Origin of the sequence: Micromonospora coerulea (assembly GCF_016598485.1) — a bacterium.
GTDB classification, from domain to species: Bacteria; Actinomycetota; Actinomycetes; order Mycobacteriales; family Micromonosporaceae; genus Micromonospora; species Micromonospora coerulea.
This window is the reverse complement of sequence record NZ_JAEMUW010000011.1, coordinates 52,072-77,396: the sequence shown is the minus strand read 5'-3', so window position 1 is coordinate 77,396 and position 25,325 is coordinate 52,072. Positions and strand designations below refer to the sequence as shown.

The following is a 25,325-nucleotide window of genomic DNA, read 5'->3' as shown; positions in this document are numbered from 1 at the left end:
ACGGCCGCCCCGGAGAATGTGCAGGAAGCAGGGTGATCGACCGCCAACCGCCCGGGCCTCGGTCAATCAATTCCGATCAAATCACGGCGCCTGCGAGGCGACCACCACCGCGTCCGGCGGGGTGTCCGGCACCGTCCGGGCGGCCAGCCGGCGGACGGCCGTGTTCAGCACCGCGATCAGCGGCACCGCGACCAGCGCCCCGGTGATCCCGGCCAGGACGACGCCGGCGGCGATCCCGATGATCACGGCGAGCGGGTGGATGGCCACCGCGCGCCCCATGATCAGCGGCTGGAGGACGTGCCCCTCCAACTGCTGCACGCCGATCACCACGCCGAGGATGATCAGCGCCCTGATCGGCCCGCTGTCGACGAGCGCCACCAGCACCGCCACGACGCCGGAGAGCGCGGCGCCGACGATCGGGATGAACGCCCCGAGGAAGACCAGCGCGGCCAGCGGGAAGGCGAACGGGATGTCGAAGATGACGAGGAAGATGCCGATGCCGACCGCGTCGATGAAGGCGACCAGCACGGTGGCCCGGACGTAGGCGCCCAGCGTCGACCAGGACGCCCGGCCGGCGTCGTCGACCTTCCAGCGGGCCGCGACCGGCAGCAGCCGGACCAGGAACCGCCAGATCCGGCTGCCGTCGCGGAGGAAGAAGAAGGTGGCGAAGAGCACCAGGATGGTGCCGGTGAGCACCTCGGCCAGGGTGGCCGCGGTGGAGAGCGCGCCGCTGGTGAACGTCTTGGTGTTGGCGTCGATCCAGCCCTGCGCCTCGTCGATGTAGTTGTTGAGCTGGCCGTCGGAGAGGTGCAGCGGCCCGGTCTTGAGCCAGTTCTGGATCTGCCGGACGCCCTCCGACGACTTCTCGGTCAGCTTCGGCACGCCCTGGATGAACTCGTTCACCACCAGGGTCAGCGTGCCGACCACCGCGGCCAGCCCGCCGACCAGCACGACGCCGGTCGCCAGGGACCGGGGGAACCGCGCCCTGAGCAGCCAGCCGACCGCCGGGGCGAGCAGGGCCGAGAGCAGCAGCGCGATCGCCAGCGGGATGATCACGATCCGGATGGTGCCGACGATCCGGAGCAGTACCCAGACCACGATGCCGACCACGATCAGCCGCCAGGACCAGGCGGCGGCGAGCCGGAGCGCGTGCGGCACGTCGGCGTCGTCCCGGCTGACAGTGGAGTTGTGCATGGCGGCCGGTGGCTCCGCGCCCACCACCGTCGCCGCAGGCGGCGCCACCGGACCGGGCGCGGCCGGCGTGGCCACCCCCGGCTCGTCGGGCTCGCCCGCCGGCTCGGCGCGGCTCAGGCGCACCGACTCGCGTCCCGACTCATACGCGCGACGGAGCCGTCCGCGCATCCGCTCGAAGCGGCTCAAGCGCACCTCCCGCAAAGCTGGTCCGCCCAGGACACAGGGGGGGACAGGATACGTCCGTCCGCCCCACCGTAGGGCGGATCCGCCACACATTGCCCCCGCCCGGGCCCGCCCAACCACGACGACGATCGACCACCGCCCACGCGGTAGCGTCTTCGGGTGACCGCCGACCAGAACCTCGACTCCGGCCTGCCGATCCGCCTGCTGCACGACCGCGTGCTGGTGCGCGTGGAGGGCGGCGAGGGCGAGCGCCGCTCCACCGCGGGCATCGTCATCCCGGCCACCGCTTCAGTGGGCAAGCGCCTGGCCTGGGCCACCGCGGTGGGGGTGGGCCCGCACGTCCGCTCGATCGTCGCCGGGGACCGGGTGCTCTTCGACCCCGACGACCGGTCCGAGGTCGAGCTGCACGGCCGCGGGTACGTGCTGCTCCGCGAGCGCGACGTGCACGCCGTCGCCGCCGAACGGGTGGAGAAGGAGCCGACCGGTTCGACCGGCCTCTACCTGTAGGCCCGTCCCGCCCCGGGATGTCGTTTGCCGTCCGTCCCGACGGGAAGCCAGGCATCTCCAGCGCCCTGGGGAGGGACGATGCCGGTATTCCTGAAGAAGCTGCTGTTCTGGGGCTTCGTCGCCTTCCTGATCTACTTCATGGCGTTCCGGCCGGACGGCGCGGCCCAGCTGTTCAAGGGGATCGGGGCGGCGCTGATGGCGATCGCCCAGGGGCTCGGTGACTTCCTCACCGGCCTGATGAGCTGACCCGCTCCGCCGCCTCCCCGCGCCCACCTGTGGACCGGTCAGGCGCCGGGATGCCAGGGAGCCACCGGCCCGGGACCGTACCAGCCGGGCGGACCATAGCCGGCCGGGTGGGCCGGGGGCGGCGGGGTGAGCACCACCGGGATCGGCACCACCGGCTCGTCCGGCGCCGGCACCGCCCGCTGCGAGCCGTCCGGGAACCGCAGGTGGTAGCGCTGCCCGTCCCAGACCCCCACCGGCGCCTGCGGATCCCGGCCGACGAAGAACGACCGGTACGCCGCGATCGCCTCCAGCAGCTCCCGTTCCTCCCGGGCCGTCCGGTCCCGGTCGGCCTGCTTCTGGTCCAGGCCCCGGCGCATCCCGTCGCGGAGCAGCGCCAACCGGGTGGCCGCGAACTGGTAGCCGCGCATCGCCCGCACCCCGCCGTCACCGGCGATCCGGCGGGCCCAGGTGCGCGCCGCGTGCCGCCGGCCCAGGCTGCCCAGCGCGGCCACCTCGGGCGGGGTGAGCCAGCCGGCGCGCACGTAGTCGGGCAGGGTGCGTTCGGTGAGCCGTCCCTCCCAGGCGCGCAGCCAGATGGCCAGCCCCACCATGCCGAAGAAGATCGGCACCATCACGCCGATGTAGCCGTACAGCACGATCAGCGGCTGGCCGGTGGCCGCGGCCAGCGAGGGCAGCAGGTTCCAGGTGCCGTGCAGCATCATCGCCAGCAGCAGGCCGGCGATCGGGGCGAGCACCCGGACCCGCCGGTCGGCGCTCCGCGCGGCGATGCCCAGGCCCACCCCCGTCATCGAGGTGAACAGCGGATGCGCGAAGCCGAAGAGCAGGATCCGGACGATGAAGATCGCGATCACCTGACGGGCGCCGGTCGCCGGGCCGTACTCCTCGACGCCGGTGCGGTAGCCGTACCCGCCCAGATAGAGGATGTTCTCCACCATGGCGAAGCCGATCGCGGAGAGCCCGCAGTAGACCAGCCCGTCGGTGATGCCGGACCACTCCCGGCGCCGGAAGATCAGCAGCAGGATCGGTCCGAGCGCCTTGGTCAGCTCCTCGATGAACGGGGCGACCAGCACGGCGGTGAGCGCGGAGGGCAGCCCCCAGTTCTTGAACTGCTGGGCGGCCGTCTCGTTGACCAGCAGCGAGATGGCGGTGGAGACGAAGGCGCCCCAGGCGAAGCAGAAGATCAGATACTTCAGCGGCTCCGGCTCGTAGCGGTCCAGCCAGAGGAAGCACGCGACCAGCACCGGCACCGGCAGGACGGCCGCGACCACGCCGACCAGCAGCGCCTGGGCACCGAGGCTCTCGCCGAGGGTGAAGACCATGAAGACCGCCCCGGCGGCGATCAGCAGCACGACCGCGGCGAGCGCGAAGAACCGCCGCCAGCCCAGCCGGCGCAGCGGCATCCGGGGGGTCACCGACGGCGGGGCGGCGGGCGCGATCGGCGGCGGGGCTCCGCCGGGCGGGGTGTCGGCCATGCGGTCAGCGTAGTCACCCGTGGCCCTCTGGTCCGGCCGCATCTCGGCCGCTATGCTGCCGTACAGGTCACGAGTGCCAGCGCGAAGCCCCGGCTTGCTGGCCGGCAACCCTCGTAGTTCGCGGTGGGGTGCCCCGGGTGATGACCGGGCCCAGCCCGAACGGCGTGCTGGGCAAGCGCGGACCCCGTCCCGGTGCTGCCACCCGGGGTCCCCTGGACCCGGAGGCCTCCGGCATGACCCTCACGCTCGCACCCTCGCTGCCCGCGCGCCCGACCCGGCCGGTCGGCACCGACCCGCTCGGCGTGCTCGGCGTACCCGGGCAGATCAACCTGGACTACGCGGCCAGCGCGCCGTGCGCGCGGGCCGCGGCCGACGCGGTGGCCGAGCTGCTGCCCTGGTACGCGAGCGTGCACCGCGGCGCCGGCGCACTGTCGCGGCGCTGCACGCTGGCCTACGAGCGGGCCCGGCAGACGGTCGGTGACTTCGTCGGGGCCCGCGCCGGCGACCACGTGATCTTCACCCGGAACACCACGGACGCGCTGAACCTGCTGGCTCGGGCGCTGCCCGCCGGCACCACCGTGGTCACCTTCGCCGGTGAGCACCACGCGAACCTGCTGCCCTGGCCGCGTGGCTCGGTCCGGCTGCCGGTGCCGGAGAGCCCCGCCGGGGCGGTCCGGGCGCTGGACGCCGCCCTCGGCGAGCTGCGTCGGGACGCCCGGCCGGGGCTGCCCGTGCTGGTCGCGGTGGCCGGGGCGAGCAACGTGACCGGGGAGCGCTGGCCGGTGGCCGAGCTGGCCCGGGTGGCCCGCCGGCACGCCGCCCGGATCGTGGTCGACGCCGCCCAGCTCGCCCCGCACGCGCCGGTCGACCTGACCGCGCTGGACGTGGACTACCTGGCGCTCTCCGGCCACAAGCTGTACGCGCCGTTCGGCGCCGGGGTGCTCGTCGGGCGGTCGGACTGGCTGGACGCCGCCCCGCCGTACCTGGCGGGGGGCGGCGCCACCGGTCACGTCGGCGCGGCCACCCACGACGTACGGTGGGCCACCGGCCCGGCCCGGCACGAGGCCGGTACCCCGAACCTGCTCGGCGCGGTCGCCCTCGCCGCGGTCTGCGCCGCGCTCGGCGGGGCCGACCGGGACGCGTTGCACGCCCGGGAGCAGCGGCTGCTGGCCCGGCTGCGGACCGGGCTGGCCGCCCTGCCGCACGTGGTGGAGCTGCGGACCTTCGCCCCGGACGCACCCCGGGTGGGCATCGTCTCCTTCGTGGTGGCCGGCCGGGACTCCGCCGAGGTCGCCGCGCACCTGGCCGGCGCGCACCAGATCGGGGTCCGGGACGGGCTGTTCTGCGCCCACCCGCTGGCCCGGCGACTGCTCACCGAGGCGGCGGCGCGCAGCGGCCGGCGGGACCTCCCGGAGACCGCGTTGCGGGCCAGCATCGGCCTCGGCAGCACCGTGGCGGAGGTGGACCGGCTGGTCGCCGCCCTGGCCGAGCTGGGCTGAACCCGGGTCACCCGACCGGGGGCGCCGTCGGCTTCTTCGGGGCGCCCTCCTGCTCGGCCTGGCCGCTCGGCGGCTGCTCCGCGTCGCCGAACGACCGCCGGACGAGCCGGTTCGCCTCCTCCTGCTCGATGCCCGAGGCGACCATCAGGTCGCTGGCCGCGGTCCGCACCTGGGCGATCACCACGCTGCCCGAGAAGCCGACCCCCTGCGCGTACGCCCGGCCGGCCTCGCTGACCGCGCGCAGGGACCGCTCGCGGGCCTTCTCCGGTTCCTCGCCGACGGCGAACTCGTGCCGGAGCAGGCGGACCGACTCGGCCAGGTGGGCGATCGCGTCCGGCATCGGGTCCGGGATCGGCTCCTCGTCCTCGATCAGGGTGACCGAGCGGCGGATCAGGGTGCCGCTGTTGCGCATCGCCCGGTCGATCGGGCCCGCCGCCTCGGCGTAGTGGGTCAGCTCGTTGCGCCGGTGCCAGCGGGCCGGGGAGAGGGTGCTGGTCTCTTTGGCCCCCTCGATCGCCTCGCTGAAGGTGGCCAGCTCGTCCTTGTTCTCCCGCAGCCGTTCCAGCGCGCGCTGGGCGCTGTGCCGGTCCCGCTTGCGCAGCGCCTCGGCGGTGACGTCGAGCTGCCCGGCGAGCAGGTCCAGGGCCGGCCGGGCGGCTCGGTTGATCACCCGGAGCGGGTTGAGCGGTAGCAGGATCGCGGTCACCAGCAGCGCGATGCCACCGCCGATGAACGCGTCGACGAAGCGCGGTATCTCCAGGTTCTGGGTGGACGGGCTGAGCGTCACGATCAGCACGGCGGTGGCCGCGGCCTGGATCACGATCGCCACGCTCGCGCCGAAGAAGATGGTCAGCAGGATCGCGGCCGTCACCACCACGCCCAACTGCCAGCCGCCGTTGCCGAGCAGATAGATCAGGAAGTCGCCGAGGGCCACCCCGACCGCCACGCCGACGATCAGCTCGACGGTGCGGCGCAGGCGCTGGCCGACCGACGCGGCGAGCGTGCCCACCGCGGAGATCGGCGCGAAGACCGGCTGTGGGTTGCCCAGCAGCTTGTGGGAGACGACCCAGGCCAGCGCGGCGGCCAGCCCGGCCTGCACGGCCAGGCCCAGCGCCAGCCGGACCCGGTGCAGCCGGTCGTGCAGGGTGGCCCTCCCCCGGTGGCGCAGTTGCTCCACCGCCTCGGCGATCCGCGCCGCGTCGACGTCTGGCACTGCGCGCTTCGACGCGGCACGCCGCAGCAACGACGGTCGTCGGTCCCGGGCCACGGCCATGGCGGGGACTACCCGCATCGCGCCCGGTGAATCCTCGCTCCCGGCGGCAGTGGGGCAGACTGCACCGGGTGGGAGAGCTGATCGCGCGGTGGCGGGACGCGGCCCGGGGCGCCGGGGCGACCGACCCGGCCGGGGTGGACCGGGCCGGTGCCCGGCTGCTGGCCGGCTGGCGGGAACCACACCGGCACTACCACACGCTCACCCACCTGACCGCGGTGCTCGACGTGGTCGACGGGCACGCGACGCTGGCCCGCCGGCCCGACCTGGTCCGGCTGGCCGCCTGGTGCCACGACGCGGTCTACGACCCGCGGGCCGGCGGCGACGCCAACGAACGGGCCAGCGCGGCCCTCGCCGACCGGCTGCTCGCCGACGCCGGGCTCCCGGCCGGGGCGGTGGCCGAGGTCCGCCGGCTGGTGCTGCTCACCGCCGGGCACGCGGTGACCGGTGACGACCCGGACGGGGCCCTGCTCTGCGACGCCGACCTGGCCGTCCTGGCCGACCCGCCACCGGCGTACGACCGCTACGCCGCCGCCGTCCGCCGGGAGTACGCCCACGTTCCCGACCCGGACTTCCGCGCCGGCCGGGCCCGGGTGCTGGAGTCCCTCCTCGCCCTCCCCCGCCTCTACCGCCTCCCCACTCTGCACTCCCGCTGGGAGACCCCCGCCCGCACCAACCTCACCCGCGAACTGGCCACCCTCCACCCCTAATGGGAGGCGTCGGGTCGGGGATCCTGCCGATGCCGACCGGGCGGAACGGGCACCTCAGTCCAGCTCGCGGACCGAACGTGCACGATCGTGGGGAGGGTGGGGGAGGTGGAGGTGTTTGGGGCGACGGAGGCCGGCGTCGCGGAGGAGCCGGACCAGGTCGCGGCTGGGGACGACGTGGGCGCCGAGCCAGACCGCCATCCGGAAGCGCTCGGCGGGAAGGTCATAGTGGTCCCGGTCGAAGCCGCGGCGGGGGGCGCCCAGCGCCTCGGCGAAGGCGTGCAGCTCGGCGTAGGAGACGTCGCTGATCAGGTGCGACCAGAGCCGCCCCCGCCAGAGCACGGCCGGCCGGTCCAGATACAGCATGACCGCCAATCTAGTGCGGCCGAGGGCCGGTTGATGATCAGCAGGCGAGGACCTAGCCTTCCCCGCATGGCCGGTGCTCCCCTCCTCGACGACCTGCGGGCCGCGCTCGGCGACGCCGCCGTCCTGACCGACCCGGACCTGCTCCGGACGCACGAGCGGGACGAGGCCGATCTCTGCGCCGCCGGCACACCCCTGGTCGTCACCCGGCCGCGGGACACCGAGCAGGTCGCGGCGGTGGTCCGGGCGGCCGCCCGGCACGGCGTACCGGTGGTGCCGCAGGGGGCCCGGACCGGGCTGGCCGGCGGGGCGAACGCGGTCGACGGCGCGGTGGTGCTGAGCACCGTCGCGATGGACTCGATCCTGGAGATCGACCCGGTGAGCCGGATCGCCGTGGTGCAGCCCGGCGTGGTCAACGCGACGCTGGCCGGGGCGGTACGGAAGCACGGCCTCTGGTACCCGCCGGACCCCGGCTCCTGGGAGTCCTCCACCATCGGCGGCAACGTGGCCACCAACGCCGGCGGCATGTGCTGCGTCAAGTACGGCGTCACCACCGAGTACGTGCTGGGCCTGACCGTGGTGCTCGCCTCCGGGGAGGTGCTGCGCACCGGCCGGCGTACCGCCAAGGGGGTCGCCGGGTACGACCTGACCCGGCTGTTCGTCGGTTCGGAGGGCACCCTCGGGGTGATCACCGAGATCACCGTCTCGCTGCGGCCGGCGCCCGAGGAGTCGCTGACCCTGGTCGCCGTCTTCGACTCGGCCGCGGCGGCCGGGACGGCGGTGGCCGGGATCGCCGAGCGGGGGCTGAGCCCGAGCCTGCTGGAGCTGCTGGACCGGACCCACCTGACGGCCATCGAGGCGTACCGGCCGATGGGGTTGCGCACCGACGCGCAGGCGCTGCTGCTGGCCGCCGTGGACACCGGCGGGCGGGCCGCCGAGGACCTGGCCCGGATCGCCGAGGTGTGCGAGGCGGCCGGCGCCGTCGACGTGTGGGCGGCCACCGACGCGGTGGAGGCGGCGGCCCTGCTCCAGGCCCGTCGGCTGGCCCACCCGGCGATGGAGCGGTACGCCGCCGAGGCGTACCCGGGCGGCAACGGCGGGCTGGTGATCGACGACGTGGCCGTGCCACGCGGCAGGCTCGCGGCGCTGCTGGACGGGGTGGCGCGGATCGCTGAGGAATGCGCCGTGCCGATCGGCGTGGTCGGGCACGCCGGGGACGGCAACATGCACCCGAACATCGTGGTCGACCGGGCCGACCCGGCCAGCCTGGAGCGCGGCCGGCGGGCCTTCGACGAGATCATGCGGCTGGGGCTGGAGCTCGGTGGCACCTGCACGGGCGAGCACGGCGTGGGGCTGCTCAAGCGGGACTGGTTGGCCCGGGAGATCGGGCCGGTCGGGGTCCGGGTGCACCAGGCGATCAAGGCGGCGCTGGACCCGGAGGGCCTGTTCAACCCCGGCAAGGTGCTCTGACCGGCCGGCCCGGTCAGCGGGCGGTCAGCCGCCGCGGACCTCGGCCGGGGTGACCTGGGTGAGCAGCAGCAGGATCTCGCCGGCGACCGGCGGCCGGTCCTCGCCCGGGCAGTCCTGCGAGGTGATGGTCAGGCCGGGCGGGATGAGCAGCGTCGAGGTCAGCGCGTCGATGCAGGCCTGCTTGTAGTGGCGGGCCTCGTCGGTCTCTTGCGCCAGGCCGGGGTCGGCGAGCATCTGCTGCAACCGCTGCACCTGGCCCGGGTCGAGCGCGCCGGTGGAGTTGACCCCGTCGCCGGCGCAGTCCTGACACTGCCATTTCCCGTCCGGTGTCACCTCCAGCGACCGGACCGGGCCGTCCGCGCCGAGCTTCTGCACCAGCGAGACCCGGCGTGGCCCGGTGGGCGCCGACGCCTGGTCGCTTGAGGGAGCGTCGCCGCGCTGTTGCACGGTGGACCCCTCGGCCCGGTCGAAGACCGAGCACCCGGTCAGGGCGATCGCGAGCAGGACGCCGGCCGAAAAGGGGATGAGAGACGACCATGAGGGGCGAACCACGCACGGCAACCTACCCCACCGTAGGTTGCGCCGGTACCCGCCGACCGGCCGGCCGTCTGCACCGACCGGAGCCGGACCGGATCGGCTACCGGGGGGACGAGGGAAGTTCGACGACGTCGCCGTCGACCCCGCGATCCGCCGCGAACCCCCGGACGTCCGGGGCCCCGAGCCGGGCGGCGTCCGCCGCCACGTCGTCCGCCATCAGCTGCGACTGCCGCTCGGCCTCCACCCGGGCCCGGTAGTGCGCCACCTCGCGCGCCCGGGCCGCGGCGTCCCAGCCGAGCACCGCACCCATCAGCTCCGCGGCGTGCTCGGCGGAGTCCAGGCCGCGGTGGCTGGTCTCGAAGGAGATCCGGGTACGCCGGGTCAGCACGTCCTCCAGGTGCAGCGCCCCCTCCGCCCGGGCCGCGTACGTCACCTCGGCGGCCAGGTACTCCGGGGCGCCGGCGAGCGGGGAGCCCTGCAACGGGTCGGCGTCGATCAGGGCGAGCAGGTCGCGGGTGAGGGTGCCGTACCGCTCCAGCAGGTGCTCGACCACCCCGACCGGCACCCCGTGCCGGCGGGCCAGGTCGGCCCGGTCCCGCCAGGTCGCCGCGTACCCGTCGGCGCCCAGCAGCGGCAGGTCCGCCGTCCGCGACGGGCGGGTCCAGCCGAGCCGGTGCACCGCCCGGTCGACCACGTCCGAGGCCATCACCCGGTAGGTCGTGTACTTGCCGCCGGCGACCAGCAGCAGCCCCAGCATCGGCTCCACCACGGCGTGCTCCCGGGAGAGCTTGGAGGTGGAGTCGGCCTCGCCGGCCAGCAGCGGGCGGAGCCCGGCGTACACGCCCTCGATGTCCGCGGTGGTCAGCGGCCGGTCGAGCACCGCGTTGACGTGGTCCAGCAGGTAGTCGATGTCCTTCGCGGTGGCCGCGGGGTGGGACCGGTCCAGCCGCCAGTCGGTGTCGGTGGTGCCGATGATCCAGTGCCCGCCCCACGGGATGACGAAGAGCACACTGGTGGCGGTACGCAGGATCAACCCGGTCTCGCCGGTGATCGCCGAGCGGGGCACCACCAGGTGGACTCCCTTGGACGCCCGGACCCGCACCCCGCGGCGCAGCCCGACGTCGTTGAGCATCCGGGACATGTCGTCGCTCCACACCCCGGTGGCGGCGATGACGGTGCGGGCGCGTACCTCGAACTCGGCGTCCGGCGAACCGGCGGGCGCCTCCAGGTCGCGGACCCGGACCCCGGTGACCTCGCGGGCCTGGCGGATCAGGCCGACCGCCCGCGCGCTGGTCACCACGGTCGCGCCGAGGCTGGCCGCCGTCCGGGCGAGGGTCACCACCAGGCGGGCGTCGTCCACCTGCCCGTCGTAGTAGCGGATCGCCCCGGCCAGGGCGTCCGCCCGGAGGCTGGGGAAGATCCGCCGGGCGCCCTCGCGGGTCAGGTGCCGGTGCAGCGGCATCCCGCGCCCACCGCCGAAGATCCCGGCGAAGGCGTCGTACGTGGCCACGCCCGCGCCGTAGTAGGAGCGGCGGAAGAAGCGGCCGGGCAGGTCGCGCAGCCCCCGCCCGGCGGGGAGCGGGACCAGGAACGGCACCGGGCGCACCAGGTGCGGCGCGAGCCGGGTGGCGAGCAGCCCGCGCTCGGTCAGCGCCTCGTGGACCAGGTGGAACTCGAGCTGCTCCAGGTAGCGCAGGCCGCCGTGGATGAGCTTGCTGGACCGGCTGGAGGTGCCGGCGGCGTAGTCCCGCGCCTCCACCAGGGCCACCTTGAGGCCGCGGGACGCGGCGTCCAGCGCGGCGCCCGCCCCGGTCACCCCGCCGCCGATGACCAGCACGTCGAACCGCTCCGCGCGCAGCCGGCGCAGGTCGTCGGCGCGGCGGGTGACGGAGAGCTGACCGGCCTCGGATCGGGACACATTGGGGTCGCGCACCCGTCCACGGTAACCGTCCGGGTGCTCCGGCGGCACGCGCCTGGGCCGTACCGTGATCCGCATGGAGATCGGTCCCCGGCCGCCCGCCGGTCCACCCGCCCGGCCACCGGCCACCGGGCCGGACCGGCCGGGCCCGTGGCCGGTGGTGGCGGCGGCCCTGGTCGGCGGGTGGACCGTGCTGGTGACGGTGCTCGGGCAGGTGGTCGGCTGGGCCGTCGACCAGGCGATGCTGGTCGCCGGCCTGGACCGGGCGGTGCCGGTGTGGCCGCTGGTCGCCCTCGGCACCGTGCTCCTGGTGGGCGCCCCCACGCTGGCGCTGGCGCTGCTCCCCCGCTCCCCGGCGATCCGGGCGACCGGTCGGGCCTGGCTCGCCGGCGCGCTGGTGCTCGGCGCGTTGACCGCGCTGCGGGCGGTGCCGCCGGTGCACCAGGAGGCGTACCTGGCCGCGCTGGCCGGCACCGCCGCGCTGCTGGCGGTCGTCCTCGGCGGGCTCCGCGCCCGCCGGGTCGCCTCGGCGACCGGCGCGGCACCGCGCGGCGCACGGCCTGCGCCGGAGACCCTGCTCGCGGTGGCGGCCGGGGCGGCGCTGCTGCTGCCCTGGGCGGTGCTGGGCGCGCTGGGCGGGGCGCTGGAGACGCTGCTCGCCGAGCTCGCCGCCGCCGCGTTCGGGGTGCTCGCCGGGGTGCTGCTCGACGCCGCGTTCTGGGCCCGCTTCGACGCCGGGCCGGCCCGCCTGGTGCTGGTCGGTGGGCTGGTCGCCGGCGTGGTCCTGCTGCTGCTCGCGGCCGGGGCCGGGCACTCCGGCGCGCAACTGCCCGCCCTGTTCCTGCTGCCGCCGCTGGGTTTCGCGCTGGCCGCGTTGCGCGCGGCAGCCGCCCGCGCCGGCCGGCCCGTCGGCCCCGTCCCCGCGCGCTGGCTGGTCGGGCTCGGCGTGCTGGGGCCGCTGGCGTTCGCCGACCCGGACGAGCTGACGGCGCTCCTCGCCACCACCCGCGACGTGCCGTACTGGGTCGCGGTGGCGACCGGCGCCGCGTTCGCGGTCGCGGTGCTGCTCGCCGTCGGGTACGGCGTGCTGCTGGCCCGCCCCCGCGCCGGCGCGCCGAGCCGGCGGGTGGCCGCGGTGGTCGCCACGGCCCTGCTCGCCGCGGTCGCGCTGGGGTACGTGGTCCCCGGGCAACCCGGCCTGCACGGCGACCGGCTGCTCGTGGTGCTCCGCGAACAGGCCGACCTGACCGGCATTCCGGCCGGCGCGCCCGGCCGGGCCGGCCGGGACGCCCGGGCCGCCGAGGTTTACCGGCGGCTGGTGGCCACGGCCGACCGGACCCAGGCGCAACTGCGCCGCGAGCTGACCCGGCTGCGCCTGCACCCGACGCCGTACTACCTGGTCAACGCCATCGAGACGGACGGCGGACCGGCCGTTCGGGCCTGGCTCTCCGGCCGGCCCGAGGTGGCCCGGGTGCTGGTCAGCCAGCGGCTGCGCCCGCTGCCGGCGGTGGCCCCGCCCGCCCGTGGCACGCTGCCCGCGCCGACCGGTCCGGCCTGGAACATCTCGCTGATCGGCGCCGACCGGGTCTGGTCGGAGCTGGGGGTGACCGGCTCGGGTGTCGTGGTCGGCGCCTCCGACTCGGGCGTGGACGGCGGGCACCCGGCGCTGGCCGCCGGCTTCCGCGGCGGCGACGACTCCTGGTACGACCCGTGGGCGCACACCCGCAGCCCGAACGACCAGGGCGGGCACGGCACCCATACCGCGGGCAGCGCGGTGGGCCGGGAGGGGATCGGCGTCGCCCCCGACGCCCGCTGGGTGGGCTGCGTCAACCTGGACCGCAACCTGGGCAGCCCGGCCCGGTACCTGGACTGCCTCCAGTTCATGCTGGCACCCTTCCCGTTCGGCGGGGACCCGTTCACCGACGGGCGGCCGGCCCGGGCGCCGGACGTGCTGACCAACTCGTGGGGCTGCCCGCCGATCGAGGGCTGCGACGCCGGGGCGCTCCGGCCGGCCACGGCCGCGCTCGCCGTTGCCGGCATCCTGGTGGTCGCGGCCGCCGGCAACACCGGTCCGTACTGCGGTTCGGTGGCCGATCCGCCGGCGCCGTACCCGGACGTGCTGACGGTGGGCGCGGTGGACCGGGCGCGGCAGCTCACCCGCTTCTCCAGCCGGGGGCCGGCGACCGGTGGGGCGGCGAAACCGGACCTGGTCGCGCCCGGCGCGGACGTGCTGTCGGCGTTCCCGGGCGGCGGGTACGCCACCCTGGCCGGCACCTCGATGGCGACGCCGCAGGTGGCGGGGGTGGTGGCGTTGATGTGGTCGGCGAACCCGGCGCTGGTCGGGGACCTGGAGCGGACCGGGCGGATCCTCCGAAAGACCGCCACTCCGGCCGGGGTACGTCCCGACGACCCGGAGGCGCCTCGCTGCGGCGGCGACGCGGACCTGGTCGGGGCGGGCGTGGTCGACGCGTACGCCGCGGTGCGCGCCGCTCGCGCCGGCTGAGCGAACCGGGTGCGATCGGGCGGTGCCGACCGGCCGCCGGATGACCTAGGGTCGGCGACCATGGACGTGGAGATCATCGAGCTGAGCCCGGACCGCCTGCCCGCGGTGGTCGACCTGTGCCGGCGGGCGCTGGACCTACCGGAGGACGGCGCCGAAGCGGCGGCCATCCTCGACGCCCTGACCACCCGGGCGGCGGCCGACCGTCCGGTGGTGCTGCTCGGCGCGGTACGCGGCGCGGAGCTGGTCGGGGCGCTGGTCGGGTCGGTGGCCCAGCGGGACGCCCGGCTCGGGCACGTCGACCTGGTGGCGGTGGCGCCCGAGACACGCCGCCGGGGGGTCGGGCGGGCCCTGCTGACCGAGGCGGAACGGCGGCTCGCCGGGCTGGGCGCGGCCGAGCTGCTGCTGGCCGGGAACCCGCCGTACTACGCCTGGCCGGGGATCGACGTGCGGTACACGCCGGCGGTCTGCGCGGCACTGCGGCTCGGCTACCGGCAGGACCGGACGGCCTGGAACATGACCGCGGACCTGTCGGACCGCTCGCCGGCGCTGCGGTCGACGGAGGCCGCCGAACGCCGGCTGGCCGGTGAGGGCGTCACGGTGCGCCGCGCCGAGCCGGCGGACCTGGCGGCGCTGGCCACGTTCGCCCGGGCCACCTTCGGCGGGACGTGGGACGGCGAGCTGGCCGGCTCGGTCGGGCGGCCGGGCGCCGGGGCGCACCTCGCCGAGCGGGACGGCGAGATCCTCGGCTTCGCCGCGTACGGGTCTTCGCGGCCGAGCTGGTTCGGGCCGATGGGAACGGCCCCGGCGGCGGAGGGTTCCGGCATCGGCGGGGTGCTGCTGCGCCGCTGCCTGCGGGACCAGGCGGCGGCCGGGATCGGCGCGGCGCAGATCGGCTGGGTGGGGCCGGTGCCGTTCTACTCGGGCAGCGCGGGCGCGCGGATCGAGCGGGTGTTCTTCCTGTACCGGAAGGAGATTGGCGGGCACCCGGCCGGATAGCCAATGGGGCGAAAGGGATATAGACGCCAATAATCCCGTTTACCGGCGTCGGTCATCGACCGCCCCCTACGGTTGCCGGTAGAGGAGGCAGCCATGACCACGGATGACGAACGGACCGACGACCAGCCAAGCCGCTGGCCACCGGTCACCGAGCTTCCCGGGCAACTGCCGTTCGACCGGCTCGACTACGGCGACGCCGAACAGCTGGCCGAGATGGTTGGCGCCGACGAACCGGACGTCGAGGAGACGCGGCAACCGGTGGACGAGCCGATCCGGATCTCGCCGCCGTACGACCGGACGCACAAACGACGCAACCAGCGGCCACTGCCGACGTGACGGACGGAAAGGGGGCGGACCGCAGACGCGGCCCGCCCCCTTTCGGCGTTCGGTGGAACTGGACTCAGAAGTCCATCTCCCCGCCACCCGGGCCAGCCGGGGCGGCCGGGGTCTTCTCCGGCTTGTCCGCCACGACGGCCTCGGTGGTGAGGAAGAGCGCCGCGATCGACGCGGCGTTCTGCAGCGCCGACCGGGTCACCTTGGCCGGGTCGATGATGCCCGCGGCCAGCAGGTCCACGTACTCGCCGTTGGCGGCGTTGAGGCCGTGGCCCGGCTCGAGGTTGCGGACGTGCTCGACGACCACGCCACCCTCGAGGCCGGCGTTGACGGCGATCTGCCGCAGCGGGGCGTCCAGCGCGATCTTGACGATCTGCGCGCCGGTCGCCTCGTCGCCGGCCAGGTCCAGCTTGTCGAAGGCGGTCTTGCCGGCCTGCACCAGCGCGACGCCACCACCCGGGACGATGCCCTCCTCGACGGCGGCCTTCGCGTTGCGGACGGCGTCCTCGATGCGGTGCTTGCGCTCCTTGAGCTCGACCTCGGTGGCCGCGCCGACCTTGATCACCGCAACACCGCCGGCCAGCTTGGCCAGGCGCTCCTGCAGCTTCTCCCGGTCGTAGTCGGAGTCGCTCCGGTCGATCTCGGCCCGGATCTGGTTGACCCGGCCCTGGATCTGCTCGGCGTCGCCGGCACCGTCGACGATGGTGGTCTCGTCCTTGGTCACCACGACCTTGCGGGCGCGGCCCAGCATGTCGACGCCGACGGCGTCCAGCTTGAGGCCGACCTCCTCGCTGATGACCTGGCCACCGGTGAGGATGGCGATGTCGGCGAGCATGGCCTTGCGGCGGTCACCGAAGCCCGGCGCCTTGACGGCGACCGACTTGAAGGTGCCCCGGACCTTGTTGACGACCAGGGTCGCCAGGGCCTCGCCCTCGATGTCCTCGGCGATGATCAGCAGCGGCTTGCCGCCCTGCATGACCTTCTCCAGGATCGGGAGCAGGTCCTTCACCGACGAGATCTTGCTGTTGACGATCAGGAGGTACGGGTCGTCGAAGACGGCCTCCATACGCTCCGGGTCGGTCATGAAGTACGCGGAGATGTAACCCTTGTCGAAGCGCATGCCCTCGGTGAGCTCGAGCTCCAGGCCGAAGGTGTTGCTCTCCTCGACGGTGATGACGCCTTCCTTGCCGACCTTGTCCATCGCCTCGGCGATGATCTCGCCGACGGTGTTGTCACCGGCGGAGATGGAGGCGGTGGAGGCGATCTGCTCCTTGGTCTCGACGTCCTTGGCGAGCTTGAGCAGCTCCTCCGAGACGCTGGTCACGGCGGCCTCGATGCCCCGCTTCAGGGCGATCGGGTTGGCGCCGGCGGCCACGTTGCGCAGGCCCTCGCGAACCAGGGCCTGGGCCAGGACGGTCGCCGTCGTCGTGCCGTCACCGGCGACGTCGTCGGTCTTCTTGGCGACCTCCTTGACCAGCTCGGCGCCGATCTTCTCGTACGGGTCCTCGAGCTCGATCTCCTTGGCGATGCTCACACCATCGTTGGTGATGGTGGGGGCACCCCACTTCTTCTCGAGCACGACGTTGCGGCCCTTGGGGCCGAGCGTCACCTTCACGGCGTCGGCGAGCTGGTTCATGCCCCGCTCGAGGCCGCGGCGCGCCTCTTCGTCGAACGCGATCATCTTGGCCATACGGCGTTGTCCTCCTGGACACTCACGGGCCACCCGAGTGTGTCCCCCGGATGGGCCGCCTGGTGTACGCACCTTGGGACGTCGCCACCTGGCGACGACGACGTCTCCTCGGTCGGGCCGGACAGCCCGCGACGACCGGCCATGTGCCACCTCGGCGCCATCGAGACGCCGGCGTGGCCGTAGCCCTACCGCCCCGACCATTGGCACTCACGGTATGCGAGTGCCAATGACCTGTTTAGCACTCTCCCTTGCCGAGTGCAAGCAGGATGCCGCCGCTCAGCCGAGTTCCGTCGCCAGTCGGGCGGCGTTCACCGGGCCCTCATGGGCGCGCTGCTCGGCGTAGGTGACGAGCAGCCCCACCAGCTGCGCCAGGTAGACCGGGACGACCAGGACGGCGGCCACCAGCGCCACCGCGGCCGAGCCGGCCGCCGTGCCCGGCGAGTCCATCGGGTGGGTGCCGAACGGCAACTGGCCGACCGCCTCCACCACGAACCCGACCAGGACGCCGACGAGCAGCGCCGCCACGACCAGCGCGACCCGACCGAGCACCATGCCGAAGCGCTGGTGGAAGATCCGGAAGGAGCGGCCGATCGGGTTTTCCCGCTCGAAGAGGTACACCGGACCGACCAGGGCGAAGGCGAAGGCCAGGTAGAGCCCGGGCAGCAGGCAGAAGCAGACCCCCACCCCGATGAGCAGCGAGCTGAGCAGCGTCCAGCCCCAGAGCCCGAGCACCCGGCGCAGCCCGAAGCGGAACGCCGCGCCGAGGCCGACCGGCTCGCCGGCGGCCTGCCGGGTGACCACCCAGGTGCCCGCCGCCCAACCGAGGCTCTGCACCGGGCCGAGGATCAGGCTCGCGGCGAGCACCGCGGCGTAGAAGGCCAGCACGTCCCGGAAATAGCCGTCGGGCAGGACGGGGGCGCCGTCGGCGGCGGTGCCCACCTCGCCGGACGGGGCGAGGGCGAGGGAGAGCACCGAGATCACCGCGGCCGGCGCCGCCTGGGTGAGCAGCATGATCGGCACCAGCAGGCGCCAGCCGCGGCGTACCGCGCCGGCGCAGCGGGCGAACCACCCGCCGATCCCGGCGTGCGGGGGCGTGACCAGCGGATCGTTCGGATCCCACCCCGCACCCGCCGGATACCAGCCCGGGTACGCCCCGCCGGGATACGGCGCGGCGGGATAGGTACCCCCGGGATACGGCGCCCCGGGGTACGCCCCAGAGGCGTACGGCCCACCGGGGTAGGCCGTGGCGTACGGGCCGGCGGGGCCGCCCGGGGCGGACCAGCTCCATTCCTGCGGCTGCCCGGCCGGGTACGGCACCCCGGGCTGGCCGGGGACGACGGGCGCGGCGGGGTCGGTGGCGGCGGGCACGGCCGGCGCTGCCCCCTGGCCGGGTACCGCGCTCGGATCGGTGACCGGCACGGGGAACGACGTCGGATCGGCCCGTCCCCGGTCACCGGGTGGCGGCGGGGAGACCGGATCGACGGGACCCGACGGGGGCTGGTCGGACATGAACCCTCCTCAGCGGCGATGGCTGGAACGGCTCATGATCTTCCCCGGTGCACGTCCGCACCGCAGCCCCTGGTCGGGCTGGAGACGCCGCCGGACGGGCCGCGCCGGCTCAGGCGACGACGCGGACGCGCTCGGCCTGCGGGCCCTTCTGACCCTGGGCGATCTCGAACTCGACCCGCTGGCCGTCGTCCAGCGCCTTGTAGCCGTCCATCTCGATCGCGGAGAAGTGGACGAAGACGTCCTGCCCGCCGTCGACGGCGATGAAGCCGTAGCCCTTTTCGGCGTTGAACCACTTCACGGTGCCCTGTGCCACGGTGCACTTCCTCACTCTGCGCGGCGTTCCTCAACCCCCGGGACACGGGCCGCGCCCGCGCCCGCGACACCGTTCCGGCGATCGGCGACGGCCGCTGAATCGGTGACCGAAATCGCACGCTACACGAGGCGTGACGGCGGCGCACGACCACAAATCGGGCGCATTCCGGGCGGGATCGGCCCCGGCGCGACATGGACGTTCGTCCCTCCGGTATGCATGCCACATGACGACCGCGCCGACCACGACCGCCACCCGGAGGGCCACCGTCCGCCGGGTCCGCCCGCCGGACGCCGCCCGGATGCGGGCACTGCGGCTGGAGATGCTGGCCGACGCGCCGCTGGCCTTCCTGGAGACCGTCGCGGAGGCCGCCGCCCGCCCGCACGCCGACTACGCGGCCCGGATCGCCGCGGTGTCGCGCGGCACCGCGACGGCGCAGTTCGTCGCCGACCCCGGTGGCCGGTTCGTCGGCCACGCCGGCGGTACGGCCGCCCCGGACGAGCCCGGCCTCACCGTCATCTACGCCGTGTACCTCACCCCGGCCTGGCGGGGCAGCGGACTCCTCGCCCACCTGGTCGACGAGGTGGCGGCCTGGTCCCGCGCGTGCGGCCGGCCGGAGCTGATGCTGGAGGTGGTGGTCGGCAACGACCGCGCCTGCCGGGCCTACCAGAAGCTGGGCTTCGTGGACACGGGGGTCCGGGTGCCGCACCCGAAGATCCCGACCCTGCGCGAACTCCAGATGCGCCGCCCGGCCTGAGCGGACGGGCCCCTCCCGTCGGGCAGGGGCCCGTCCCGCCCGGTCAGGCGTGCCGGCGGCTCTGCACGATCCGGAACCGGTTCGCCACGTACGCGCCGTCGGTCAGCGCGGAGTTGGCGGCCGGGTTGGCGCCGCTGCCGTGGAAGTCGGAGAACGCCGCGGACTGGTTGACGAAGACGCCGCCGGTCAGGTTGCAGGACAGGTGCACGCCGGCGTCGATCGCCGCCGCCTCGGCCGCGTCCAGCACCGCCTCGTCGGTGGAGTAGACGCCGGCGGTCAGCGCGCCCTTCTCCCCCACCGTGGTGCGCAGGATCTCCAGGCTGTGCGCCGTCGAGTCGGTCGCGATGGCGAACGAGATCGGCCCGAACCACTCCCGCGAGTAGGTCGCGGTGTCGTCGGCGGCCAGCTTGACGATGGTCGGCGTCCGGACCACCGCGCCGGGGAACGCCGGGTGCTCGACGGTCCGCGACTCCAGCACCGGCTCACCCACCTTGGTGACCTCGTCGAGGCGCTCCAGCACGCCGTCGTTGACGATCGCGCCGGTCAGCTCGACGCCCCGGGCCGGGTCGGCGGTGAGCTTGCCGACCGCGCCCGCGATCCCGGCGGCCACCTCGTCGAAGCTCTTGTGCCCCTGGTCGGTCTCGATGCCGTCGCGGGGGATCAGCAGGTTCTGCGAGGTGGTGCACATCTGGCCGCTGTACAGGGTCAGCGTGAAGCCCAGGTTGCGGCACAGGCCGGCGAAGTCGTCGGTGGAGTCGATCACCACCGTGTTCAGGCCGGCCTTCTCGCTGTAGACGGCGGCCTGCCGGGCGTTCGCCTCCAGCCAGTCGCCGTACTCGGTGGAACCGGTGAAGTCGACGATCCGCACGGCCGGGTGCAGGGCCAGGGTGGAGGCGAGCTTCTCGCCGGGGGCCTCGGGGGCGAGCAGCACCAGGTTCGGGTCGAAGCCGGCCTCGGCGAGAACCTCACGGGCGTACTTCACCGTGATCGCCAGGGGCAGCACGGCCCGCGGGTGCGGCTTGACCACCACCGGGTTGCCGGTGACCAGCGAGGCGAACAGCCCCGGGTACGAGTTCCAGGTCGGGAAGGTGTTGCAGCCGATCACCAGCGCCACGCCGCGCGGCACCACGTGGAAGGTCTTGGTCATCCGCAGCGGGTCGCCCTTGCCGGCGGCCTTCTCCCAGCCGGCCGTCCCCGGGTGCCGGGTCATCTCCGCGTACGCGTAGGCCACGGCCTCCAGCGCGCGGTCCAGCGCGTGCGCGCCACCGGCCTGGAAGGCCATCACGAAGGCCTGCCCGCTGGTGAACTGCACCGCGTTGGCCAGCTCGAAGATGTGCTTGTGCAGCCGGTCCAGGATCTCCAGGCAGACCCCCGCCCGGGTCTGCGGGCCGGCGTCGCGCCAGGCCGGCAGGGCGGCGGAGGCGGCGGTCACCAGCTGGTCGGCCCCGGCGTGCGGGTAGCGCACGTTCAGCGCCAGCCCGAACGGGCTGGCCTCGGTGGCCACGGTCTCGCCGTCACCGGGCTGGTCCAGGGGGAAGTCGCCGTTCAGGTACGCCTCGAAGGCGGCCTTACCGTCGGCGGCGGCGGTCTCGCCGTACAGCCGGGGGCTGGGTGACTCGGGATAGGCCGACCAGTATCCCCGCTCCGTGATCGCGGTCAGCGCGCGGTTGAGGGTGTCGGCGTGCCTGTCGTACAGGGGGTGCGGGGTCTCCGTCATGCCCGCCATCATGCAACAGGAGCCGCCGCGATCAGTAGGGGCTTGTCACAAGGTTGATCGTCAGCTGCCACTCAATCGCCCCGGCACGGGCACCGGTTCAGCGGGGACGAGGACTTCCACCGGGCGGTGCCGAGCTGGCCCGGCGGCTCGACGCCGCCGGACCCGGCGCGGTCAGAGGGTGAGCTGCCAGTCCGTCCAGGCATCCACCGGGCGGAAGCCGAGCTGCTCGTTGATCGTGATCATGTGCCGGTTCTCGGCGGCGTTCCAGGTGTCGATCGCCCGCAGCGCCGGCTCGTGGTGCAGCACCCAGCGCAGGTTCGCCGCCTTGGTGAACAGGCCGAGCCGGTGCCCCCGGTGCGCCGGATCGACGATGGTGATCTGCTGGAAGGCGTGCCAGTCGGCGCTCGGACCGCGGTCGATCAGGGTCCAGGCGACCACCCGGCCGGTCGCCTCGTGCACGGCCGCGTGGTGGTAGCGGCAGCGGCCCCGGGCGTCCAACGCCCGTTCGGTGCCCCGCAGCCGCGCGACGTCGACCCGCTCCGGCTCCCACTCCAGGTCGCCGAGGGGCGCGTCGGTCATCAGCCGGCCGTCGAGGTAGGCCACGTCGGCGGCGTACTCCTCCGGGGTGTCGCCCTGCCAGCGGACGAAGCGGTAGCCGGTGGCGTGCGCCCGGGCGTCGGCGGTCAGCGTGTCGAGCGCGACGTGGTCGACCCCGTCGGTCGCCAGCCGGCGGCGCACCTCCGCGAGCACCGGGCGGGCGCCCATCGCGGCGGCGAAGGCGCCGCCCACGTCCGGCCGGGCGATCCCCCCGGGCAGCGCCGAGACCGCCATCCCCATCACCCGCTTGCGGCCGTGCTCACCGAGCAGCCGCAGGCAGTGCTCGTGCAGCGCCCGGCCGACGCCGCGCCGCCGGTACGCCGGGTGCACGACCAGGTCGACGGTGGCGTTGTCGGTGTTGTCGAGCTGCGGCAGGTCCAGCCCCAGGTAGCCGGCCGGCACGCCGTCCAGCCGGGCCAGCGCCCAGCGCGGCGAGTTGCCCGGCATCGGGTGCCCGACCGCGGCGTGGAAGCGCTGCCGGCAGAACGGCGGAAAGTCGGGGAGATCGGCCTCGTTGGCCGCCGCGCCGATCCGGTACGCCTCGTCGATCGCGGCCGGGTCGGCGGCGTCGAACGGCGCGATCGTGATGCCCATGTCGACGAGGGTGCGCCCGGAACGCGATCGGGGCCAGCGAATTTCGCTGGCCCCAAAGGCGACGTTGGTCGGGAGGGACGATCGCACAACGCCTTCGGCGCTGGGTCGTAAGAACTTGGAAAGTCTCCGGCGAAACGCCCTCCCGCACGGAGCATCTTGCGCCGTCCGAAACCTGTCGTCAAGTCCTTAGCGGCGGGTTTTCCGTACTCACAGCGAAAAGCCAGTTACCCCACGGATCCGCCCGATCCCCCGTCCGGGCGATCCGCCGTCCCCCGACCGGCCCTGCCCGCGCCCGGTTCGGCGACGTGGGAGCGGGGCGGGCCCGGCGGAGGGCGCGGGTCGGTCAGCCGAGGAGGCCGGCGTCGCGGGCGGCGCGCAGGGAAGGCTTGATCCGGTGGGTGGGGCCGACCTCGCCGGCGACGGCGTCGATCGTCTTCAGGCCCTCGCCGGTGTTGAAGACGACGGTCTCCGCCGCCGGGTCCAGCCGGCCGGACTCGACCAGCTTGCGCAGCACCGCCACGGTCACCCCACCCGCCGTCTCGGCGAACACGCCGGTGGTCCGAGCGAGCAGCCGGATGCCGGCGCGGATCTCGTCGTCGTCGGCGTACTCCATCCAGCCGCCGGTACGACGGACGGCTTCGAGGGCGTACAGGCCGGCGGCCGGGTCACCGATGTTGAGCGACTTGGCGATGCCGGTCGGCTTGACCGGGGTGATGGTGTCGCGGTCGGCGTGCAGCGCGGTGGCGATCGGGTTGCAGCCGGCCGACTGGGCGCCGAAGACCTTCCAGCCGCCGGCCGGCGCCTCGACCAGGCCGATCTCCACCAGCTCCGAGAACGCCTTGTCGATCTTGGTGAGCAGCTCGCCGGAGGCCATCGGGATGACCACCTGCGCCGGGATCCGCCAGCCGAGCTGCTCGGCCACCTCGTACCCCAGGGTCTTGGAGCCCTCGGCGTAGTACGGCCGGACGTTCACGTTGACGAACGCGGTGTCCTCGAACTCGTCGGTCTCCACCAGCTCGCCGCAGAGCCGGTTCACATCGTCGTACGAGCCGTCGATGGCGACCAGCTCGCCGCCGTAGACGGCCGTGGTCACCACCTTGCCCTGCTCCAGGTCGCTGGGGATGAAGACCACCGACGGCGCCCCGGCCCGGGCGGCGTGCGCGGCGACCGAGTTGGCCAGGTTGCCGGTGGAGGCGCAGGCGTACCGGGTGAAGCCGAGCGCCCGGGCCGCGGTCAGCGCCACCGACACCACCCGGTCCTTGAACGAGTGGGTCGGGTTGGCGCTGTCGTCCTTGACCCAGAGCGGGGCGGTGATGCCCAGCTCGGCGGCGAGGTGCGGGGCGGCGACCAGCGGGGTGAGCCCGGGGTCCACGGTCACCCGGGTGGCCGGATCCTGGCCGGCGGGGAGGAGCGCGGCGTACCGCCAGAGGTTCTTCGGGCCGGCCTCGATCTGCTCCCGGGTGACGGTGGCGAGCGCGGCGGCGTCGTAGTCGACCTCCAGCGGGCCGAAACACTCGTAGCAGGCGTGCTGCGCCGCGAGCGGGTAGCGCGCGAGGCAGGCGCGGCAGACCAGGGCGCGGGCCGGGCTGAGGGTGGTGTCGATGCCGGTGGCGGCGGGAAGCGTCGACGTCATGTCGAGGAGTTCCTCTCATCTTTCCCCGCATCGCACCCTGCGGCGGGGACGGAATTGGCACCTGCCCGCTCCTCGCTCGTCATCGAGCGCGCGGGTGGTTGCCGGGGCGTCGTCGGGCCGTATCCCTCAGCCCCTCTGGATGAGGTATTCAGTTGTGCCGCCAAGTCTAAGCAATCCCGCCGCCCCCACCGCCCCCACTTCCCACGCTATGAACCCCCACCCCCCACCCCAAGTGCTCAGCTCAGCGCGCGACCACGGCGATCGGGTCGGTGACCGCCGGTCGGTCGGTGACGGCGAACGGCACGGGGGTGGCGGCGGGCGCACCGGTGCGGGCCGCCGCGCCGCCGGGGGCGGGCCGTGCGCGGGTGAGCAGGTTGGCGGCGACCAGGGCGGCGATGGTCAGGGCCGCGCCGGCCAGCTCCACCGCACCGGGCCGGTAGCCGCGCACGGTCTGCACCACGAAGGTGGTCACCGGGACCAGGTTCATGAAGAGGGCGGCGTCGGCCGCGCCGAGCCGCTGCACCCCGGTGTTCCAGGCGAGCACCGCGAGGACGGCGGCGACGATCACGGCGTACGCGAGCTGCGGGGCGACCGCACCGAGGTCGGCGGCGGCCGGCAGGTGCTGCCAGCCGGCGAGGTCGGCGGTGAGGCTGGCGGCCAGCATGGCCGCCGTGCCGGCCACCGCCGTCAGGGTGGTGTAGCGCAGCGGTGACCAGTCGGTGAACCGGCTCGCGCCGTGGGTGTAGACCGCCCAGCCGAGCACCGCACCGATCATCAGCAGCCCGCCGACGCCGAACTGGCCCAGCCCGTCGAGCCGGCCCCGGGTGATCACCAGGCCGACGCCGACGAGGGCGAGCAGCGAGAAGCCGAGCAGCACCGGCCGGGGGCGTACGCCGTCCCGCGCCCAGCGGACCAGCTGGGTGACCAGCGGGGTGGTGGCGACGAAGAGGGCGATCTGCTGCGGGGCGGCATGCCCGAGCGCCAGGTTGGTCAGCACGTTGAACCCGGCGAAGCCGAGCACGCCGAGCACGACCAGCTCGACCGCCCGCCCACCGGCCCGCAGGGCGCCGCCGCCCTCCCGGACCAGCAGCAGGGCGAGCAGCACGGCGGCGGCGAGCCCGTACCGGGCGGTGGTGAGGTTCAGCGCGTCGACCCGGGTCAGCGCGCTGGCCAGCACGGGGAACATGACGCCCCAGCTGAGCACCGCGAAGAGCGGAAAGGTGGCGTGACGAGAACGCATCACAGCTCCAATGTTCGAGTATCGTCGAACCAACGGCACTGACTCTAGGAGCTTGTTCGACGACTGTCGAACAACGGTTA

Annotated in this window: 22 protein-coding genes and 2 riboswitches; of the genes, 9 read left to right on the top strand and 13 right to left on the bottom strand. The window is 74.4% G+C overall.

The genetic code is table 11. The features are described 5' to 3' along the window. Nucleotides 1–81: 81 nt before the first annotated feature. Nucleotides 82–1,380 carry an AI-2E family transporter gene (locus I8N68_RS15990; RefSeq protein WP_372433741.1) on the bottom strand — a complete coding sequence of 433 codons (1,299 nt, stop codon included), beginning with the start codon at nucleotides 1,378–1,380 and terminating at the stop codon, nucleotides 82–84. A 156-nt stretch (nucleotides 1,381–1,536) separates the two neighbouring features. Here I8N68_RS15990 and I8N68_RS15985 point away from each other — a divergent pair, with 156 nt between their 5' ends. After that, nucleotides 1,537–1,884 carry a GroES family chaperonin gene (locus tag I8N68_RS15985; RefSeq protein WP_200210778.1) on the top strand — a complete coding sequence of 116 codons (348 nt, stop codon included), beginning with the start codon at nucleotides 1,537–1,539 and terminating at the stop codon, nucleotides 1,882–1,884. Between the two features lie 78 nt (nucleotides 1,885–1,962). Then, complete coding sequence (locus I8N68_RS15980) at nucleotides 1,963–2,130, top strand: hypothetical protein (protein ID WP_200210777.1); 168 nt, start codon at nucleotides 1,963–1,965, stop codon at nucleotides 2,128–2,130. 38 nt (nucleotides 2,131–2,168) lie between these two features. Here I8N68_RS15980 and I8N68_RS15975 read toward each other — a convergent pair whose 3' ends face one another. After that, nucleotides 2,169–3,644 carry a PrsW family intramembrane metalloprotease gene (locus tag I8N68_RS15975; protein WP_200210776.1) on the bottom strand — a complete coding sequence of 492 codons (1,476 nt, stop codon included), beginning with the start codon at nucleotides 3,642–3,644 and terminating at the stop codon, nucleotides 2,169–2,171. Nucleotides 3,645–3,667: 23 nt separating this feature from the next. Next, a riboswitch (SAM riboswitch) is annotated at nucleotides 3,668–3,786 on the top strand. A gap of 49 nt (nucleotides 3,787–3,835) precedes the next feature. On the opposite strand from I8N68_RS15975, the gene I8N68_RS15970 reads away from it, so the two are divergent. Further along, nucleotides 3,836–5,101 (top strand): aminotransferase class V-fold PLP-dependent enzyme, encoded by a 1,266-nt coding sequence (locus tag I8N68_RS15970; protein ID WP_200210918.1) that lies wholly within the window; start codon nucleotides 3,836–3,838, stop codon nucleotides 5,099–5,101. A gap of 7 nt (nucleotides 5,102–5,108) precedes the next feature. Here I8N68_RS15970 and I8N68_RS15965 read toward each other — a convergent pair whose 3' ends face one another. Further along, nucleotides 5,109–6,368: an FUSC family protein gene (locus I8N68_RS15965; protein ID WP_372433745.1), complete on the bottom strand. Its 1,260-nt coding sequence runs from the start codon at nucleotides 6,366–6,368 to the stop codon at nucleotides 5,109–5,111. 74 nt (nucleotides 6,369–6,442) lie between these two features. Here I8N68_RS15965 and I8N68_RS15960 point away from each other — a divergent pair, with 74 nt between their 5' ends. Further along, nucleotides 6,443–7,081, top strand: a complete 639-nt coding sequence (locus tag I8N68_RS15960; RefSeq protein WP_200210775.1) for an HD domain-containing protein — start codon at nucleotides 6,443–6,445, stop codon at nucleotides 7,079–7,081. A gap of 54 nt (nucleotides 7,082–7,135) precedes the next feature. On the opposite strand, the gene I8N68_RS15955 is transcribed toward I8N68_RS15960, so the two are convergent. Next, complete coding sequence (locus I8N68_RS15955; protein ID WP_200210774.1) at nucleotides 7,136–7,444, bottom strand: DUF4031 domain-containing protein; 309 nt, start codon at nucleotides 7,442–7,444, stop codon at nucleotides 7,136–7,138. A gap of 66 nt (nucleotides 7,445–7,510) precedes the next feature. Here I8N68_RS15955 and I8N68_RS15950 point away from each other — a divergent pair, with 66 nt between their 5' ends. After that, nucleotides 7,511–8,911 carry an FAD-binding oxidoreductase gene (locus I8N68_RS15950; protein ID WP_200210773.1) on the top strand — a complete coding sequence of 467 codons (1,401 nt, stop codon included), beginning with the start codon at nucleotides 7,511–7,513 and terminating at the stop codon, nucleotides 8,909–8,911. Between the two features lie 24 nt (nucleotides 8,912–8,935). On the opposite strand, the gene I8N68_RS15945 is transcribed toward I8N68_RS15950, so the two are convergent. Continuing rightward, on the bottom strand, nucleotides 8,936–9,463 hold the full coding sequence (locus I8N68_RS15945) for a hypothetical protein (RefSeq protein WP_200210772.1): 528 nt from the start codon (nucleotides 9,461–9,463) through the stop codon (nucleotides 8,936–8,938). Between the two features lie 85 nt (nucleotides 9,464–9,548). Continuing rightward, on the bottom strand, nucleotides 9,549–11,366 hold the full coding sequence (locus I8N68_RS15940) for a glycerol-3-phosphate dehydrogenase/oxidase (RefSeq protein ID WP_200210916.1): 1,818 nt from the start codon (nucleotides 11,364–11,366) through the stop codon (nucleotides 9,549–9,551). A gap of 76 nt (nucleotides 11,367–11,442) precedes the next feature. Between I8N68_RS15940 and I8N68_RS15935 the strand changes: the two genes are divergently transcribed. The 3 genes from I8N68_RS15935 to I8N68_RS15925 all read left to right on the top strand — a co-directional run bounded on the left by I8N68_RS15935 (nucleotide 11,443) and on the right by I8N68_RS15925 (nucleotide 15,201). Continuing rightward, on the top strand, nucleotides 11,443–13,869 hold the full coding sequence (locus tag I8N68_RS15935; protein ID WP_200210771.1) for a S8 family serine peptidase: 2,427 nt from the start codon (nucleotides 11,443–11,445) through the stop codon (nucleotides 13,867–13,869). A 60-nt stretch (nucleotides 13,870–13,929) separates the two neighbouring features. Then, a complete protein-coding gene (locus tag I8N68_RS15930) occupies nucleotides 13,930–14,865 on the top strand; it encodes a GNAT family N-acetyltransferase (protein ID WP_200210770.1) in 936 nt (311 codons plus the stop codon). A 93-nt stretch (nucleotides 14,866–14,958) separates the two neighbouring features. Next, nucleotides 14,959–15,201, top strand: a complete 243-nt coding sequence (locus I8N68_RS15925) for a hypothetical protein (protein WP_200210926.1) — start codon at nucleotides 14,959–14,961, stop codon at nucleotides 15,199–15,201. A gap of 64 nt (nucleotides 15,202–15,265) precedes the next feature. On the opposite strand, the gene groL is transcribed toward I8N68_RS15925, so the two are convergent. From groL to I8N68_RS15910, 3 genes are all read right to left on the bottom strand, one after another. Next, complete coding sequence (gene groL / locus I8N68_RS15920; protein WP_200210769.1) at nucleotides 15,266–16,888, bottom strand: chaperonin GroEL; 1,623 nt, start codon at nucleotides 16,886–16,888, stop codon at nucleotides 15,266–15,268. Nucleotides 16,889–17,164: 276 nt separating this feature from the next. After that, the gene (locus I8N68_RS15915) at nucleotides 17,165–18,397 is read right to left on the bottom strand and encodes a hypothetical protein (RefSeq protein WP_200210768.1); all 1,233 of its coding nucleotides are present in this window, start codon (nucleotides 18,395–18,397) and stop codon (nucleotides 17,165–17,167) included. A gap of 109 nt (nucleotides 18,398–18,506) precedes the next feature. Further along, nucleotides 18,507–18,710 (bottom strand): cold-shock protein, encoded by a 204-nt coding sequence (locus I8N68_RS15910; protein ID WP_007073263.1) that lies wholly within the window; start codon nucleotides 18,708–18,710, stop codon nucleotides 18,507–18,509. Nucleotides 18,711–18,933: 223 nt separating this feature from the next. On the opposite strand from I8N68_RS15910, the gene I8N68_RS15905 reads away from it, so the two are divergent. Further along, complete coding sequence (locus tag I8N68_RS15905; protein ID WP_200210767.1) at nucleotides 18,934–19,464, top strand: GNAT family N-acetyltransferase; 531 nt, start codon at nucleotides 18,934–18,936, stop codon at nucleotides 19,462–19,464. A gap of 43 nt (nucleotides 19,465–19,507) precedes the next feature. On the opposite strand, the gene paaN is transcribed toward I8N68_RS15905, so the two are convergent. The 4 genes from paaN to I8N68_RS15885 form a co-directional block, all read right to left on the bottom strand. Continuing rightward, nucleotides 19,508–21,181: a phenylacetic acid degradation protein PaaN gene (gene paaN, locus I8N68_RS15900; protein WP_200210766.1), complete on the bottom strand. Its 1,674-nt coding sequence runs from the start codon at nucleotides 21,179–21,181 to the stop codon at nucleotides 19,508–19,510. A gap of 171 nt (nucleotides 21,182–21,352) precedes the next feature. Then, complete coding sequence (locus I8N68_RS15895) at nucleotides 21,353–22,372, bottom strand: GNAT family N-acetyltransferase (protein WP_200210765.1); 1,020 nt, start codon at nucleotides 22,370–22,372, stop codon at nucleotides 21,353–21,355. Nucleotides 22,373–22,715: 343 nt separating this feature from the next. Continuing rightward, entirely contained in the window at nucleotides 22,716–24,005 is a 1,290-nt protein-coding gene (gene thrC / locus I8N68_RS15890; protein WP_200210764.1) for a threonine synthase, read from the bottom strand. Nucleotides 24,006–24,017: 12 nt separating this feature from the next. Beyond that, nucleotides 24,018–24,151: riboswitch (SAM riboswitch) on the bottom strand. A 95-nt stretch (nucleotides 24,152–24,246) separates the two neighbouring features. Continuing rightward, nucleotides 24,247–25,245, bottom strand: a complete 999-nt coding sequence (locus tag I8N68_RS15885) for a DMT family transporter (RefSeq protein WP_200210763.1) — start codon at nucleotides 25,243–25,245, stop codon at nucleotides 24,247–24,249. Between the last annotated feature and the right edge of the window lie 80 nt (nucleotides 25,246–25,325).